Origin of the sequence: Tepidiforma flava (assembly GCF_027594505.1) — a bacterium.
GTDB lineage: Bacteria > Chloroflexota > Dehalococcoidia > Tepidiformales > Tepidiformaceae > Tepidiforma > Tepidiforma flava.
Genome location: NZ_CP115149.1, coordinates 1711785 through 1727421, shown reverse-complemented (window position 1 = coordinate 1727421; position 15637 = coordinate 1711785). Strand labels below are relative to the sequence as shown.

General features: G+C 71.5%; 17 protein-coding genes. 8 read left to right on the top strand and 9 right to left on the bottom strand.

Annotated elements, in window-relative coordinates:
• Positions 1-99: 99 nt before the first annotated feature.
• Together O0235_RS09695 and O0235_RS09690 are read right to left on the bottom strand one after the other, a co-directional pair.
• Positions 100-675: a hypothetical protein gene (locus O0235_RS09695; RefSeq protein ID WP_270055586.1), complete on the bottom strand. Its 576-nt coding sequence runs from the start codon at positions 673-675 to the stop codon at positions 100-102.
• Positions 676-764: 89 nt separating this feature from the next.
• Complete coding sequence (locus tag O0235_RS09690) at positions 765-1664, bottom strand: FAD:protein FMN transferase (RefSeq protein WP_270055585.1); 900 nt, start codon at positions 1662-1664, stop codon at positions 765-767.
• 14 nt (positions 1665-1678) lie between these two features.
• Here O0235_RS09690 and O0235_RS09685 point away from each other — a divergent pair, with 14 nt between their 5' ends.
• Complete coding sequence (locus O0235_RS09685) at positions 1679-2641, top strand: diacylglycerol/lipid kinase family protein (RefSeq protein WP_270055584.1); 963 nt, start codon at positions 1679-1681, stop codon at positions 2639-2641.
• Positions 2642-2704: 63 nt separating this feature from the next.
• On the top strand, positions 2705-3889 hold the full coding sequence (locus O0235_RS09680) for a thiolase family protein (RefSeq protein WP_270055583.1): 1185 nt from the start codon (positions 2705-2707) through the stop codon (positions 3887-3889).
• An 81-nt stretch (positions 3890-3970) separates the two neighbouring features.
• Here the strand turns inward: O0235_RS09680 and O0235_RS09675 are convergent, their stop codons facing one another.
• Positions 3971-5602, bottom strand: a complete 1632-nt coding sequence (locus O0235_RS09675; protein WP_270055582.1) for a flavin-containing monooxygenase — start codon at positions 5600-5602, stop codon at positions 3971-3973.
• Positions 5603-5698: 96 nt separating this feature from the next.
• On the opposite strand from O0235_RS09675, the gene O0235_RS09670 reads away from it, so the two are divergent.
• Entirely contained in the window at positions 5699-6541 is an 843-nt protein-coding gene (locus O0235_RS09670; RefSeq protein ID WP_270055581.1) for a class I SAM-dependent methyltransferase, read from the top strand.
• On the opposite strand, the gene O0235_RS09665 is transcribed toward O0235_RS09670, so the two are convergent.
• The 5 genes from O0235_RS09665 to O0235_RS09645 all read right to left on the bottom strand — a co-directional run bounded on the left by O0235_RS09665 (position 6534) and on the right by O0235_RS09645 (position 10949).
• Entirely contained in the window at positions 6534-7907 is a 1374-nt protein-coding gene (locus tag O0235_RS09665; RefSeq protein WP_270055580.1) for an alpha/beta fold hydrolase, read from the bottom strand. The two genes, O0235_RS09670 and O0235_RS09665, sit on opposite strands and share 8 nt — an antisense overlap.
• 58 nt (positions 7908-7965) lie before the next feature.
• A complete protein-coding gene (gene rfbC / locus O0235_RS09660) occupies positions 7966-8529 on the bottom strand; it encodes a dTDP-4-dehydrorhamnose 3,5-epimerase (RefSeq protein ID WP_373324436.1) in 564 nt (187 codons plus the stop codon).
• A 12-nt stretch (positions 8530-8541) separates the two neighbouring features.
• The gene (locus O0235_RS09655; protein ID WP_270055578.1) at positions 8542-9579 is read right to left on the bottom strand and encodes an NAD-dependent epimerase/dehydratase family protein; all 1038 of its coding nucleotides are present in this window, start codon (positions 9577-9579) and stop codon (positions 8542-8544) included.
• 62 nt (positions 9580-9641) lie between these two features.
• Positions 9642-10499: a dTDP-4-dehydrorhamnose reductase gene (gene rfbD, locus O0235_RS09650; RefSeq protein ID WP_270055577.1), complete on the bottom strand. Its 858-nt coding sequence runs from the start codon at positions 10497-10499 to the stop codon at positions 9642-9644.
• A 51-nt stretch (positions 10500-10550) separates the two neighbouring features.
• The gene (locus O0235_RS09645) at positions 10551-10949 is read right to left on the bottom strand and encodes a PPOX class F420-dependent oxidoreductase (RefSeq protein WP_270055576.1); all 399 of its coding nucleotides are present in this window, start codon (positions 10947-10949) and stop codon (positions 10551-10553) included.
• A gap of 112 nt (positions 10950-11061) precedes the next feature.
• On the opposite strand from O0235_RS09645, the gene O0235_RS09640 reads away from it, so the two are divergent.
• On the top strand, positions 11062-11691 hold the full coding sequence (locus O0235_RS09640; RefSeq protein WP_270055575.1) for a thiamine diphosphokinase: 630 nt from the start codon (positions 11062-11064) through the stop codon (positions 11689-11691).
• 118 nt (positions 11692-11809) lie between these two features.
• A complete protein-coding gene (locus tag O0235_RS09635) occupies positions 11810-12637 on the top strand; it encodes a DUF433 domain-containing protein (RefSeq protein ID WP_270055574.1) in 828 nt (275 codons plus the stop codon).
• 104 nt (positions 12638-12741) lie between these two features.
• Here O0235_RS09635 and O0235_RS09630 read toward each other — a convergent pair whose 3' ends face one another.
• The gene (locus O0235_RS09630; RefSeq protein ID WP_270055573.1) at positions 12742-13947 is read right to left on the bottom strand and encodes a YfiM family lipoprotein; all 1206 of its coding nucleotides are present in this window, start codon (positions 13945-13947) and stop codon (positions 12742-12744) included.
• 159 nt (positions 13948-14106) lie between these two features.
• Between O0235_RS09630 and dapA the strand changes: the two genes are divergently transcribed.
• From dapA to O0235_RS09615, 3 genes are read left to right on the top strand one after another with little or no spacing between them, the layout of a single operon-like run.
• Positions 14107-14997, top strand: a complete 891-nt coding sequence (gene dapA / locus O0235_RS09625) for a 4-hydroxy-tetrahydrodipicolinate synthase (protein WP_270055572.1) — start codon at positions 14107-14109, stop codon at positions 14995-14997.
• A gap of 33 nt (positions 14998-15030) precedes the next feature.
• Positions 15031-15372, top strand: a complete 342-nt coding sequence (locus tag O0235_RS09620; RefSeq protein ID WP_270055571.1) for a hypothetical protein — start codon at positions 15031-15033, stop codon at positions 15370-15372.
• Positions 15369-15635, top strand: coding sequence for a DUF433 domain-containing protein (locus O0235_RS09615; RefSeq protein WP_270055570.1), 267 nt, complete (start codon positions 15369-15371; stop codon positions 15633-15635). The genes O0235_RS09620 and O0235_RS09615 overlap by 4 nt, the downstream gene beginning before the upstream one ends.
• Positions 15636-15637: the final 2 nt, after the last annotated feature.

The following is a 15637-nucleotide window of genomic DNA, read 5'->3' as shown; positions in this document are numbered from 1 at the left end:
GGGAGATCTTTACGCATCGTTTCCCTCGACCCTGCTCGAGCGGGGCGGCGGGGTCAGCGAGACGGAGCTTCCCGGCGCCAGCGGATGGTGGCGGGCGCGCTAGTCGTCGTCATCGTCGCGGGGGTCGTGGTCATCGTCCCGGTCATCGTCGCGGTCGTCGTGGTCATCGCCCCGGTCGTCGTCGCGGCCGTCGTTGCGGTCATCCCGGCCGTCCCGGTCGTCGTCGCGGCCATTGCGGTCGTCGCTGCGATCATCCCGGTTGCCGCGATCATCCCGGTTGTCCCGGTCGTCGTCGCGGCCGCTGGACGAAGAAGCCGACGGGCGCCGGTCGTCATCGTCGCGGCTGGCGGACGGGGCAGGTGAAGGGCCCCTGCCGACGCGGTCATCGTCGCGGGCAGCGGAGGGGCTGGCGGGCGACGGTCCGCGGTCGTCCCGGTCATCGCCGCTGCGCTGGCCGGGAGCGGGCGACGAGGCATCGAGGGTCACGATGCCGACGCCGGGGAGCTCGAGGGAAGGGACGGGGGAAGCGGCACCTGCGACGGCCGAGGCGGGGGCGGGCGCGGCGGTCCCGGACTCGCCGCCGAAGGCGCCCTGGCTGGAGGCGGCGGCGCCGACGGCTGCAACCGAGAGGCCGGTGGTTGCCGCGGCGGTGAGGATGGATGCGAGGCGGTTCATGGCTGGGTACCTCCCGAAGCTGAATTCGCGAGGTACATCGTGGCCGCGGGGAGAAAGGTGTCAGCCGGGGCCCGAAAATGTCGTCGTCTTTACCAGGGCCAGGCCGGGGAAGCTGCAGGACGGCCGGCATCGTCGAAGGCGAGTGCTGCGAGACCGCGGGCCGCAGCGAGCTCGAGGCCAGCCGGGCCGGCGATGAGGATGGCCTTGGCCCAGGTCTCGGCCTCGCGGCAGGCGGCGGCGAGGACGGAGACCTGGACGAACGGCGAGCGGGCGGGGAGCCCGGTGCGCGGGTCGATGAGGTGGTGGGCCTCGCCGCCGGCGGCGGTGCGCCAGCGGCGCTTGCGGGTGGTGGAGGTGGCAAGCGCGCCGGCGACGACGCCCGACCAGGCCGGCTCGCCGCCGGGGCCGTCGATGGCGAGCTGCCAGCCGCCGAGGCCGGGGGCCTCCTCGCCGACGCAGCGGATATCGCCGCCGGCGTTGACCATCGCGGGGGCGCCGGCAGCGGCGGCGAGGTGTTCGGCCGCGAGGTCGGCGGTCCAGCCTTTGACGATGCCGCCGAGGTCGAGCTGACCTTCGCGGAGGCGCCAGCCGGCGGGCAAGCGTTCGAGGGCGGCGCGGGGGTCGGGCGGCGGCAGGGGGCGGGGCTCGCCGCCGGCGACGTGTTCGAAGGAGCGGTCGTAGCCCGCGGCGGCGAGGGCCGGGAGGATGAGGGGATTGAAGAGGCCGCCGGTTGCTTCGAAGGCGGCGAGGGCGAGCGGGAGGATGGCATCGAGCCAGGGGTCGGCGACGATGTCGCCGCGGTTGAGGCGGCTGACGAGGCTGCCCGGGCGGAAGCGGGAGAAGCGGGCCTCCTGCTGTTCGAAGAGCAGGCGGGTTTCGAGGAAGGGGAGCGCAGGGCGTTCAGGGGCGACGACGAGGAGGTCGACCGTGGTGTTCATGGCGCGGAAGGATTCACTGTGCTCCACGTCTTCTCCCTTGGCGCTGAGCATAGGACGATCCCGGCATGGGCACGAACGACACGCCGCCGCTGGACCGACCGTTTTTCATCGTGAACCCGGCTTCGGGGGGAGGGAGGACGCGGAACCGCGTGGGCGCGCTGATCGACGCGATCGAGCGGGCGGGGCTCGAGGCGGATTGCGCCTTCACGACCCGGCCGGGCGAAGGCATCGACATCGCGCGGGAGGCAATTGGAGCGGGGCGGACCTTCCTCGTGGCCTGCGGCGGCGATGGAACGGTGAACGAGGTGGTGAACGGCGTCATGGCGGAAGGCGCGGCGGAGCGGGTGAAGGTGGGGACGATCGGGATGGGGACGGGGAAGGACATCGCGAAGTGCCTCGGCATCGGGCGGGGCGCGCGGGCGCTGCGGGCGATCGCGCAGGGGGAGGAGCGGCGGGTCGACATCGGCAAGGTGACGGCGATCGGCGAGGACGGGCAGGAGCAGGTGCGGTACTTCCTGCTGGAGGCGTCGGCCGGGTGGGTGCCGGAGATTTCACAATCGACGCCGCGGTGGCTGAAGCGGCTGGGGGATACCGCGCCGTACGTCATCATGACGGTGGTGAAGATGCTGGGGCCGATGGGGCGGAGCTTCACGCTGCGGATCGACGGGCGGGAGTTCGACGGGCGGTACAACACGATCAGTGTGCACAACATGGAGCTCTGGGGCGGCGACCTCGTGGCGGCGCCCGGGGCGGCGCCGGATGACGGGCTGTTCGACGTGATCCGGTGGGGGGACCTCGGGCGGCGCGAGGTGCTGCGGGCGGTCGACGGGCAGCGGAAGGGCGGCGTGCACCTCGAGATGGAGGGGGTCGACCGGCACCCGGCGCGGGTGGTGGAGCTGTCGTCGCCGAAGCCGACGCGGCTGGACCTCGATGGGGAGATGGGGGGCTACCTGCCGGCGCGGATCGAGATGCTCGCGGGGGCGATCCGGTTCGCGGCGCCGCCGGGCGGGCATGCGGGCGAACGGTAGCACCCTGCACGGGGTGGGCCTACACTGCGTAGCGAAAGTTCGTTCGAAACGAAAGGGCCCCTCATGCGTGAAGTCGTCATCGTCGATGCGGTTCGGACTCCGCTTGGCCGCCGGGGCGGCGTGCTGAGCAAGAACCACCCGGTGGAGACGTCGGCGCTGCTGCTGCAGGCGCTGGCGAAGCGGAACAACATGGACCCGGAGATCGTGGACGACGTGATCTACGGGTGCGTCTCGGAAGTCGGCGCGCAGTCGACGAACCTGGCGCGGAACATCGTGCTGACGGCGCGGTGGCCGTACACGATCCCGGGTGTGACGCTGGACCGGCAGTGCAGCTCGAGCCAGCAGGCGGTGCACTTCGCGGCGAACCAGATTGCGGCGGGCGTGCACGACGTGGTGGTGGCCGGCGGCACGGAGTGGATGTCGCAGATCCCGCTGGGCGCGAACATCGGCCAGGGGCTGGGCTTCCCGTTCACGGATGCGATGCGGGAGCAGTACGACCTGAGCAGCCAGGGCATCGCCGCGGAGCGGATTGCCGAGAAGTGGGGCATCAGCCGCGAGGAGGCGGACGAGTTCGCGGTGGAGAGCCAGGCGAAGGCGGCGAAGGCGCAGGCCGAGGGCCGCTTCAAGAACGAGATGGTGCCGGTGCCGGGCAAGAAGAAGATCAAGAAGGCGGACGGCACGGAGGAATGGGAGGACGCCATCATCGACTTCGATGAGGGCATCCGGCCGGGGACGACGGTGGAAGTACTGGCGCAGCTGAAGCCGAGCTTCAAGGAGAACGGCGTCCACCATGCGGGCAACTCGAGCCAGATCACGGACGGCTCGGCGGCGGTGCTGCTGACCCACCCGGAGAAGGCGAAGGAGATGGGCTGGAAGCCGCGGGCGCGGATCGTCTCGCAGGCGGTCGTGGGGTCGGACCCGGAGCTGATGCTGACGGGGCCGATCACGGCGACGCCGCTGGCGCTCCAGCGCGCGGGCCTGACGATGCGGGATATCGACCTGTTCGAGATCAACGAGGCGTTCGCGAGCGTCGTGCTTGCGTGGAAGCGCGAGCTGAACCCGGACATGTCGAAGGTGAACGTGAACGGCGGCGCGATCGCGCTGGGGCACCCGACGGGCTGCACCGGGGCGCGGCTGTTCGCGACGCTGATCAACGAGCTGGAGCGCACGGGCGGCCGCTACGGGCTGATCACGATGTGCGTCGGCGGCGGCATCGGCACGGCGACGGTGGTCGAGCGGCTGGACTAATCCCGGTCCCGGTTTCGCGATGACGCTGCGGGGCGGCCCGGATGGGCCGCCCCGCTTGTTCGCGTCAGTCCGTGCAGCGCGTCAGCGGGAGAGGGCGGGCTCGGGGCTGAGGAGGAAGCCTTCGTAGCCGTTGGCGGCGACTTCGGCGCATTTCTGGGCGTAGAGGCCAACGCCGCCGATGTACGGCATGAAGACGCGCGGTTTGCCGGGGACGTTGGCGCCGATGTACCAGGAGTTGGCGCGGGGGTAGAGGGTGAGGTCGGCGACCTGGTTGACGTGGTCGACCCAGGCGTCCTCGGCGGCGGGTGCGGCTTCGATGACGGCGAGGTCGCGCTCGCGGAGGTATTCGAGGCAGTCGGTGACCCAGTCCACGTGCTGCTCGATGGAGACGATCATGTTGCTGAGGACGGAGGGGCTGCCGGGGCCGGTGATGGTGAACATGTTGGGGAAGCCGGCGACCTGGAGGCCGAGGTAGGTGCGGGGGCCGTGCTCCCACTTGTCGCGGAGGGCGAGCCCGTTGCGGCCGCGGATGTCGATGCGGAGGAGGGCGCCGGTCATGGCATCGAAACCGGTCGCGTAGACGATGGCGTCGAATTCGTATTCGGTGCCGTCCTGGAGGCGGAGGCCCTTCGGGGTGATCTCGGCGATCGGGTTGTCGCGGATGGAGACGAGTTTGACGTTGGGGCGGTTGAAGGTCTCGTAGTAGCTGATGTCGACGCAGAGGCGCTTGGTGCCGAAGGGGTAGTCGCGCGGGCAGAGGGCTTCCGCGGTTTCGGGGTCGTTGACGATTTCGCGGATTTTGCTGCGGACGAATTCGGCGGCGGTTTCGTTGGCGTCGAGGTTGATGGCGATATCGTTGAAGGCGCCGCCGATGGCGAAGCCGCCGATGGCCCAGCGGCGCTCGAATTCGCGCCGGCGCTCTTCTTCGCTGACGGCGAGGGCGGAGACGTCATTGAGGGGAATGCCGAGGATGCCGGCGGAGGTGGTGCGGGCCTCGGCGCGGAGCTCGGCGATGCGGGCGGCGACCTCCTGCCACTGGGATTCGTCGAGCAGGGAGTTGTGGGCGGGGACGGAGAAGTTGGGGGTGCGCTGGAAGACGGTGAGGTGTTCGGCCTGGCGGGCGATGATGGGAATGGACTGGATGGCGGAGGAGCCGGTGCCGATGACGGCGACGCGCTTGCCGGTAAAGTCGACGCCGTCGTGGGGCCAGGCGCCGGTGTGGTAGGACTCGCCTTCGAAGGCGTCGATGCCGGGGACTTCGGGCGTCTTGGGGACGGAGAGGCAGCCGGTGGCCATGATAAGCCAGCGGCAGGTGAAGGCGTCGCCGCGGTCGGTGTGGACGGTCCAGCGGGCGGAGGCGTCGTCGTAGTGGGCGGCGGTGACGCGGGTGGAGAACTGGATGTCGCGGCGGAGGTCGTAGCGGTCGGCGACGAATTCGATGTAGCGGAGGATTTCGGGCTGGGTGGCGTAGCGCTCGGTCCAGCGCCATTCGCGGGCGAGGTCGGGGTCGAAGCCGTACTGGTACTGGAGCGATTCGATGTCGCAGCGGGCGCCGGGGTAGCGGTTCCAGTACCAGGTGCCGCCGACGTTGTCGCCGGCTTCGATGACGCGGGCGGAGAAGCCGGCGCGGCGGAGCCGGAGGAGCTGGTAGAGCCCGGCGAAGCCGGCTCCGACGATGATGCTGTCGAATTCGAGGGAGTGGTTCGAGGTCACGCTTCGGCCTCCGAGCAGGGGTGGGGGGATTCTTGCACCGGGGCAAAGGACTGTCCACGGGTGCGGGAAGCGGGGAGGTTTGGGAGGATCGGCGGGATGGCAGGGAAACCAGCGGGGCAGGTGACGCGGGGAAAGACGGCGCCGAACCGGCTGCGCCTCGTCGATACGTGGCTGCTGGTGGCGGAGCGGGCGCGGCTGCGGGCGCTCGCCGGCCCGGTGGTCGACCTCGGGTTCGGGGAGACGCCGGTGACGACGGCGGAGCTGTGGGCGCGGGTGCGCGCGGCGAACCCGCGGGCGGAGGTGGTGGGGGTGGAGATCGACCCGGAGCGGGCGGAGCGGGCGCGGGCGTGGGAGCGGGAGGGGCTGCGGTTCGCGCGGGGCGGGTTCAACCTGCCGCTGGCGGAGGGCGAGCGGGCCGGGCTGGTGCGGGCGTTCAACGTGCTGCGGCAGTACAGCGAGGCGGAGGTGCGGGCGGCGCTGGAGACGGTCGCGCTCAGGATGGCGCCCGGGGCGCTGCTCATCGAGGGGACGTGCGACCCGTGGGGGCGGCTGGCCTGCTGGTGGGCGTGGGAGCGGACGGGTGCGCAGCCGCGGCCGGGCGGGAGGTGGGAGGAGGCGCCGCTGCTGCGGCGGCGGCTGGTGTTCGGGCAGCGGCTGCGGTTCTTCGCCGAGGGGCCGCGGGCGTTCCAGCCGTACCTGCCGAAGGAGCTGATCCACCACGCGGAGCCGGGCGGCCCGCTCGACGGGTTCTTCGCGGCGTGGGAGCGGGCGTGGCTGGCGGCTGCAGGGCGGCCGCCGGCGGAGCGCTGGCGCGCTTCGGTGCTGGCGATGGCGGAAATCTGCCCGGCCGACCGGCGGCGGCGGGTGATCGACCGGGGGCTGGCGGCGTTCGGCTGCGACGCGGGGCCGATTGCGGAGGCGCTGGCCGCGGTCAGTTGACGCCGCCCGGGTCGCCGGGGCGGATGGGGTTGGTGAACTGGCGGCCGATGTCGGTGAGGTCGCCGGAGAGGTCGTCGCCGGCAGGCCGGACGCCGTCGCGGACCCAGCGGACGAGGTCGTCGAAGGCGGTGAGCAGCTCCTGGCTGGAAAACTGGCAGTGGCCGCCTGCGCGGATGGCGCGCTGGACGAGGAGGTCGGATTTGCCGGCGGCGCGGACCTTCTGGAGGTAGGACTGTTCGAGCGAGATGGGGACGAAGAGGTCGCCGGTGTTGTGGAGGGTGAGGAGCGGGGCGGAGAGGTTGCCGGTGGTGGGAACGGCGTCGGGGTGGGCATCGGCGTTGCGGGCGACAGGGTCGGGAGCGAAGCGGCGCACGCCGGCGTTCAGCTGGTCGGCGGTGAGGCCGAGGCCCGGGTCGATGGCGTAGACGTGGTCCTCGTTCGTCGCCGCGCGGGTGACGAGCAGCTGGCGCTCGGGGTCGACCATGGCGAGGCCGAAGTTGACGAGGTATTGCTCTGCGAAGCCCTCGGCGAAGAAGGGGCGGGGGCCGCCGGTGAGGTATTTGACGGCGGAGGCGAACCGGCGGCCGGCTTCGGTGGGGCGCTGGGGGGTGCCGAGGAGGACAGGGAGCCGGGTGAGGAAGATGCCGGTGAGGTCGGCGCCAGGTTCGCCGATGGGGAAGCGGAGGCCCGAGAGGTACTCGGCGAGGGCGACCCAGGAGACGAGGTAATCGATCTGCTCGATGCCGCCGAGGGCGCCGCAGAGGGCGAGGCCGCCATCGTATTCGCCGGCGTGGTGTTCGAGGGCGAGAGCGACGACGTTGCCGCCCATGGAGGCGCCGACGAGGTAGGTGCGGGCCGGGGCGCCGAATTCGGCTTCGAACTGGCGCTTGAGGGCGAGCGTGTCGTCGGCGCCGATGCCGGGGACGTAGCCGTTTTCGCTGTAGGAGCTGGCGGCCCAGGCGTAGCCGCGGTCGATGAGCGCCTGGCGGAGCTCGCGCGGCGGGTTCTGGACGCTGACTTCGGTGCCGAAGCCAGCGAAGCCGTGGGCGTAGAGGACGAGGTCGCCGTTCCATGCGTCGGGGATTTCGATGCGGTAGGCGGCGCGGCCGAGGATGCCGTAGCTGGCGCGGGCGCCGGGGAGGGGGTCGAAGGCGGGGTCGGCGGCGGTGGTGGGGATGCCGGCGCTGGTGCCGAGCGGCCGGTACTGGCGGGCGCCGGGGTCAGACGCCGGCGCGGGCGTCGGCGATGCAGCGGCCGCGGGAGAGGGGGACGGGGCCGGTGCCGGCGGGGCGGGGGCGGCGCTGGAGCAGGCGGCGATGATCCCTGCCAGCAGCGGGAGGAGGCCGAGGCGGAGGAGGCGGGACATGGCGGAAGGATACCGCTGCGCGCGGCCGGGGCGGGTCAAGCGGCGGGAAGGGCGCAGGTCAGCTTTCGCCGTAGCGGAAGGCGGGCTTCTCGAGGTACTGGCGGAGGCTCATGCCGTTCTGGTCGCGCTGGGACAGGACAGGCGTTTTGATCGGCCAGTCGACGCCGACGTCGGGGTCGTTCCAGGCGACGGTGCCTTCGGAAGGCGGGGAATAGAGGCCGGTGCACTTGTACTGGACTTCGGCGGCGTCGCTGAGGGTGAGGAAGGCGTGGCCGAAGCCGGGCGGCACCCAGAGCTGGCGCATGTTGTCGGCGGTGAGTTCGATGGCGAAGTACTTGCCGAAGGTGGGCGAGCCGACGCGGAGGTCGAGGGCGACATCGAGGATGGCGCCGAAGGTGCAGCGGACGAGCTTGCCCATGGGGGCCGTCATGTCCTGGTAGTGGAAGCCGCGGAGGACGGCCTTGCCGGAGCGGGAGTGGTTGTCCTGGACGAAGTTGGTGGGGAGGCCGTGCTCGCGGAAGCGCTGTTCGTGGTAGACCTCGATGAAGAAGCCGCGCTCATCGCGGAAGAAGTCGGTATCGATGATGAGGACGCCTTCGAGCGGGGTGGTCGAGACGCGGATATCCACGGTTGGTTACTCCTCGAAGGGTTCGAAGATGCGGTTGGAGGCCTGGTAGGCGGGGCGGACCTGCTCGAGGAGCTGCATCCAGGCGATGTTGTAGTACTTCGGGTGGCCGAGCTGTTCGACGGGGACGCTGCGGAAGGTTTCGACGAGTTCGGCGACGGCGTCGGCGGCGGTGGTCGGGAGCTGGAGGTTGAGGCGCTGCTTGAGTTTTTCGCCGGAGCAGCGGTAGTTGCGGACGAGGTTGGGGAGGGGGCCATCGACGAGGGCGACGGGCTGGCCGAGCTTGACGAGGGCGGCGGCGACGACTTCGGCGAGGTCGCGGATCTGGTAGTTGTCGCCGACGACGTTGAAGGTTTCGCCGGCGACGAGTTCGGAGGGGGCTTCGAGGACGGCGACGTGGGCGTCGGCGAGGTCCTGGACGCTGACGAGGGGGCGCCACATGCGGCCGCCGCCGTGGAGGATGAGGCGCTGGCGGACGAGGGCGTCTTTGACGAAGGTGTTGAGGACGAGGTCGAAGCGCATCCGGGGGCTGAGGCCGAAGACGGTGGCCTGGCGGAGGATGACGGGTTCGAAATCGGGGCCGGCGTGGGCGAGGAGGGCCTGTTCGGAGTAGTGCTTGGAGGTGGCGTAGGCGCCGCGGGGCGCGAGGGGGGAGGATTCGTCGAGGAGGGTTTCGACGTCAGGCGCGCCATCGTAAAGGGAGCAGGAGGAGCCGAAGACGAGGCGGCGGACGCCGGCGGCGATGCACTGGCGGGCGATGGTGTCGGTGGCGGATGCGTTCATCTGCCAGTTGGCTTCGGGGCTGAACTCGGCGGTCGGGTCGTTGGAGAAGCCGGCGAGGTGGTCGACGGCGTCGATGCCGTCGAAGACGCCCTCGGGTAGGCGGCGGATATCGGCGTTGACGAGTTCGACGCCGGGCTCATCGGCGTAGTGGGGGAGCCCCCAGAACATGCGGTCGACGACGCGGACCTGGTGGCCGCGGGCGAGGAGCTTGGGGACGAGGACGCTGCCGATGTAGCCGGCGCCGCCGGTGACGAGGATGCGCATGAGGCCTCCGACCGGGCCATGCCTGGCCCGCATGGTAGCGGATGGTACGGAAGATGGCGGATTCAGGACAGGGCGCCGTGCTTCTCGCGGAGGTAGCGTTCGAGGCCCTCGCGCCAGTGCCGGAGGCGGGGGACGCGGGCCGAGCCGAGGACGCTGTAGAGGGGACGGCGGACGGGACCGCCGAACTCGGCGGTGGTGGTCGGGGTGCACTCCGGCGCGAGGCCGCGGAGCTCGAAGATGGCGCGGGCGAAGGTGTACCAGGAGGTTTCGCCGCCGGCGGCGAGGTGGATGGTGCCGCGGAGGCCGTCGCGGAGGAGCGGGAGGAGGCCCTCGGCGATTTCCGCGGTGTTGGTGGGAGCGGTGACCTGGTCGGCGACGACGCGGATGGGCTGGCCTTCGCGGGCGAGGCGGAGCATCGTCTCCACGAAGTTGCCGCCTTTGCCGGCGGAGCCGGCGAGGCCGTAGAGCCCGGAAACGCGGACGATGAGGTGGTCCGGGTTGGCGATGCGGACGGCGTCTTCGGCGGCGATCTTGGCGGCGCCGTAGATGTTGAGGGCGCGGCGGGCGTCGGTTTCGAGGTAGGGGGTGCGCTTTTCGCCGTCGAAGACGTAGTCGGTGGAGAACTGGACGACGGCGGCGCCGGCCTCTCGTGCGGCGGCGGCGACGTTCCAGCCGCCGGCGACGTTGACGGTCATCGCGGTGACCGGGTCCTGTTCGCAGAGGGGGAGGTTGTGGAAGGCGGTGGTGTTGATGACGAGGCCGGGCCGGGTGCGTTCGACGAGGGCGCGGACGGCGGCGAGGTCGGTGACGTCGGCGTCGGCGCGGGTGGCCGGAACGAGTTCGATCCCGGGCTGGCCGGGCCAGAGGCGGGCGATATCGGAGCCGAGCTGGCCGTTGGCTCCGAGGAGGAGGATGCGCATGGCTCCCGATGCTAGCGCGGGGCGGCACCGGGAGCCAGCGCGCGGGGAGGTTCAGCCGCTGACCTGGACGTGCTCGGGCTGGATGCGGTAGATGACGCGCTGTTCGCCGGGCTGGCGGAAGGGGTAGCGGTCCTGGCCGAGGTACTTCTTCGCGAGTTTGTCGATATGAGCGTCGGCGCCCTCGTGCGTTCGGCTGACGACGCGGCCGCGGACCTGGATGTAGCGGTAAGGGTTCTGATGGTCGGCGACGGAGATGGCGACGCGGCCGTCGCGGTCGAGGTTGCGGGTTTTGACGCGGCCTTCGGCGGTGTTGAAGAGGATGGTGTCGCCTTCGATGTCGACCCAGACTGGGGTGACCTGCGGGGAGCCGTCGGGCATGAGGGTCGCGAGGTGGCCGAAGTTGGGCTTTTCGAAGAGGTCGCGGTGGGATGCGGGGATGGAGGCGGGCATGCGCGTTTCTCCTTACGATTCGTGAGCGGCTGAAGGTACGGTAGCACGGGGGAACCGCACCTGCCAGCGGCGCGGGCTCGCGCGGTGGGCCGGCGGAGGGTTGAATGAAGGCATGCGGGCGCTGGTCATCGCGCACGGGGAGCCGCCCTCGGCAGGGCTGCTGCGGGAGCTGGCGGCCGGGGCGGGGCTGGTGGTGGCGGCGGACGGCGGCGCGCTGGTGGCGCTGGATGCGGGGGTGATGCCGGACTGGGTGGTCGGCGACCTCGACACGATGGACCAGTTCCCGGCGGCGCCGATCCCGCGGGAGCGGTTCGTGCGGGACGCGGACCCGGAGACGACGGACCTGGAGAAGGCGATCCGGTTCGCGCTGGCGCGGGGGGCGGCAGGGGTGGACGTGGCGGCGGCGGGCGGCGGGCGGGGGGACCACGCGCTGGCGAACCTCTCGGTGCTGGTGCTGTTCGCGGAGCACGACGTCGTCCTCCACGACGACCTGTTCGCGGTGTGGCTGGTGCGGGGGCGGACGGAGGTGGCGGGCGAGCCGGGGACGGTGGTGTCGCTGATTGCGCCGGGCGGGTGCCGGGGGGTGACGACGCGGGGGCTGCGGTGGGAGCTGCGGGACGACGACCTGCCGTTCAGCCCGCGGGGGGTGCACAACGAGCTGGTGGGGGCGCGCGCGGAGGTCGAGGTGCGGGAAGGGGCGCTGCTGGTGTTCCGGGGGCGGTGGGTGGAGCGGCACCGGTAAAGGCGGCCTGACCGGCAGCGGAGCCGGCGCGTCACCCCCGGGCGGGGCGGCGCCATAGCAATGGTGAGCGGCGGGACGACCGCTGCATCATCCCCTCACCAGAGGAGCAGAAAGAGCCATGAAGTTCTCGATTCGAGACAGCCGGCTGGTTTCGGTGGGCGTGGCGAGCGTGATCGCGGTCAGCGTGATCGGCTTCGGCAGCGCGGCCTTCGCCCAGGACAGCGGCACCACGCCGACGCCTTCGGCGCAGACCGACGGCACGGCGCCGAAGGATTGCGACGGGCATGGGCACGGCATCGGCATCCGCGGGCTGCTGAAGAACACCGGGCTGACGGCGCAGGAGATCGCCGACGGGAAGGCCGCGGGGCTGACCTGGGGGCAGATCCTCGACCAGTACGGCGACGTGACGGCGGCACAGGCGAAGCAGCAGGCGCTGGACACGCTGAAGTCGAAGCTCGACCAGGCGGTGGCGAACGGCACGCTCACGCAGGAGCAGGCAGACCAGCGGCTGGCCGACGCCGGGGCGAAGATCGATGAGTTCCTGAACTCGAAGCCGGGCGACCATGCCGAGGGCAAGGGGCTCGGCCGAGGCTTCAAGGGCTTCGGCAGCCTGGAGACGGTTGCCGGGGTGCTGGGCATCGACGAGGCGACGCTCCGGCAGCGGCTGGCGGCCGGCGAGACGCTGGCGCAGATCGCGGGCGACAAGACGCAGGCCGTGATCGATGCGCTGACGGCCGAGGTAAACGCGAAGATCGACGAGGCCGTCGCGAACGGCAAGCTGACGGCCGATGAGGCGGCGGCGAAGAAGGCCGAGGCCGCGCAGCGGATCACGACGTGGGTGAACGAGGGCGGCCCGCTCAAGGGCCTGGGCAAGGGCTTCGGCCGCGGCCCGAAGGGCGCGGGCGCCCCGATGACGCCCTCGAGCACGCTGACCCCGGCCCAGTAGGAAGGCTGGTTCTCTCCCCCTGGAGTGCGCTCCCGCGCACGAAGCGGCCCCGGCATCACCGCCGGGGCCGCTTCGCGGTTCGAGGGCCGGGGCCAGGCCGCGCGTCAGTTCGGGATGGTGACGCCGGGGTCGGGATAGGTCTTCTGGTCGGCGTTGCCGGGGAAGGCGACGGTGGGCATGGTGGGCGCGATGTACTGGTCGAGGCAGACGTTCTGGTAGGTGACGCCGTAGCGGGTGGTGGTGCCGGAGCAGCGCGGGTCGCTGTGGCCCGAGACGATTTCGCCGAACTGGGTGGCGACGAAGGCGCCGCGGACGGGGTTGCGGAAGGCGTACCAGGCGGCTTCGAGGCGGCGGGTGTTGCCGGTTTCGCCGGTGGGGACCCAGGTGCTCATGTCGTAGGCGGTGGCGTTTTCGCCGGGGGTGTAGAGGGTGGTGGCGCCGCAGATGGTCCAGCCGAAGTCCCACGACCAGTCCGGTTCGCCGGGGGCGGAGTACCACTGTTCGCAGCCGATGCCCTGGGCGATGGAGGTGGCGTCGCAAACGGCGACGATGGGGCGCTGATCCTCAGCCGGCGTGGCGATGATGCGGCGCGGGACGCGGGAGCCGCCTTCGGAGGCGGGGCGGGGGTCGCCGGAGTTGTACCAGCCCTGCCAGAAGGAGACGTTGCCGGACGGGTCGCGGGCCCAGACCTGGTAGGAGTGGTAGCGGGCCATGCGGTCGAGCGGGTTGGAGGCGGCGTGGACGCGGAAGTAGATGTCGACGCCGTTGAGGCGGGTGGCGAAGCCCTTCATGGCGGCGTGCTTCTCCACGTTTTCGGAGGGTGAGGTGTTGAAGGGCCCGGAGAAGGAGACGGTGTAGCCGGCGGCGGCGATCCAGGCGGGCGGCTCATCGCCGTGTTCGTGGCCGGTGTAGCAGGGGCGGCCATCGGGGCCGGTGACGACGGGCGGGTGCCAGCGGTCCATCGGTTCGCCGCAGCGGCCGACGGCGCCGGCGGAAGGCGGCGGGGTGGCCGTGCGGCTCGGCGTCGGGGTGGCCGTCGGGGTGCGGGTGGGGGTCGCGGTCGCGGAGCGGGTCGGGGTTGGCGTCGCCGTCGGCCCGGTGCAGTCGAGGCGGAGTTCGCGGCTGGAGAGGCGGGTGGCGGTGAGGCGGGTTCCGCCTTCGCAGCGGACGGTGAGGCTGTCGCCGGGAGCGAGCGTGGCGGTGCTCGAACCGGCGAAGGCGAAGGAGAGGCCGAGCGACGAGGCGACGAGGGCCAGCGCGAGGATGGTGACCTTCCATGCGCTGGCGAAGGGGCGAACGAGGCGTGTCATCGGGTTCCTCCGTGGGGCGCATGTTCAGGTTCGACGGCGGTGCGTTGCGGTTCGACCGCGGGCGGGTAAATTCCCGGTGAAGCGGCGGGAAACTCCGTGACGGGAGGCCGGGACGCAGCGGGGGCGTAGAATGGAGGGACGCTCGAAGGAGGTGGCAGGATGGCCGAACCGGGACGTTTGCTGACGGCGATGGTGACGCCGTACGGGGAGGATGGGGCGGTGGACCTCGCGGGGGCGCGGCGGCTGGCGCGCCTGCTGGTGGAGAACGGGAATGACGGCGTCGTGGTGACGGGGACGACGGGAGAGGCGCCGCTCCTGAGCGATGACGAGAAGTACGCGCTCTGGGCGGAGGTGAAGCAGGAGCTGGGCGGAGCGACGGTGGTGGCCGGTGCCGGCACGAACGACACCCGCCATTCGGTGCACCTGGCGAAGCTGGCCGAGCGGGCCGGCGCGGACGCCATCCTGGCCGTGGTGCCGTACTACCTGAAGCCGTCGCAGGAGGGGATCTACCGGCACTTCAAGGCGATCGCCGAGAGCACGAGCCTGCCGGTCATCCTGTACAACGTGCCGGGCCGGGTGGGGACGGGGATGACGGTGGAGACGATTTTGCGGTGCGCGGAGCTGCCGAACGTCATCGGCAACAAAGAGGCGAACGGCGACCTGCGGCACACGGCGGCGGTGATGGAGGCGGCGCCGGGATTCAAAATCTGGAGCGGCAACGACAACGACAATTTCCACCTGTGGTGCATGGGGGCGTGGGGGGCGATCAGCGTGACGGCGCACATCGTGGCGCGGCAGCAGCGGGCGATGCTGGAGGCGGTGCTGGCCGGGCGGCTGCAGGAGGCGGCGGCGATTCACCTTGCGCTCTGCCGGGTGACGGATGCCTGCTTCCTCAACGGGAGCCCGAGCACGATCCGGTACGTGCTGCGGCAGCTGGGCTTCGCCATCGGGGCGCCGCGGCTCCCGGTGGTCGAACCGGACGAGGCGACCGGCGCGAAGGTGATGGCGGAGCTGCGGCGGCACCGGCTGGACGTGCCGGTGCCGGCCTGAGGCGGGACGGCGTTGTCCGGTGGGCCGTGGGCAGTGGCCTGGCGCGGGGCGACGGAGGTGGATGCGGAGCTGACCGCCGGACTCCTGCGCGCTGCCGGCATCGAGGCGCTGGTGGAGGGTTCGCAGACGCCCTACCGGGCGATGACGTTCCCGCTGGGCGGCACGTGGCTGGTGCGCGTGCGCGCGGAGCAGCTCGCGGCGGCGCAGGCGGTGCTGGAGGATGCGGGCGAAGGCGCGAACCTGGAGCGGGGGGAGCCGGAGGAGGGGGGCTTGCTGACCCGGGACCAGCGCGCGACGCTGAAGGCTGCCGGGCTGGGGCTGGCGGTGCTGGCCATCGTCGTCCTGGCACTTTTGCTTCGGGAGGCTGCGGGATGAGCAGGCTGGACTGGCGGGAGTATGTGGTTTCGGACGCTGCCGTGCTGGGCGGGCGGCCGGTGGTGAAGGGCACGCGGATCGCGGCGCAGGAGGTGCTGGACGCGGTGGACCGCGGCGAGGAGGTCGAGGCGATCCTGGCGACGTACCCGCAGCTGACGCGGGAGTCGGTGCTGGCAGTCATCCAGTTCCGGCTGGCGCAGCAGTACGCGCGGGACCGGAAGCACATGCAGCGGCGGGGGCCGATGGCGCCGGGGCCGGGCTGAGC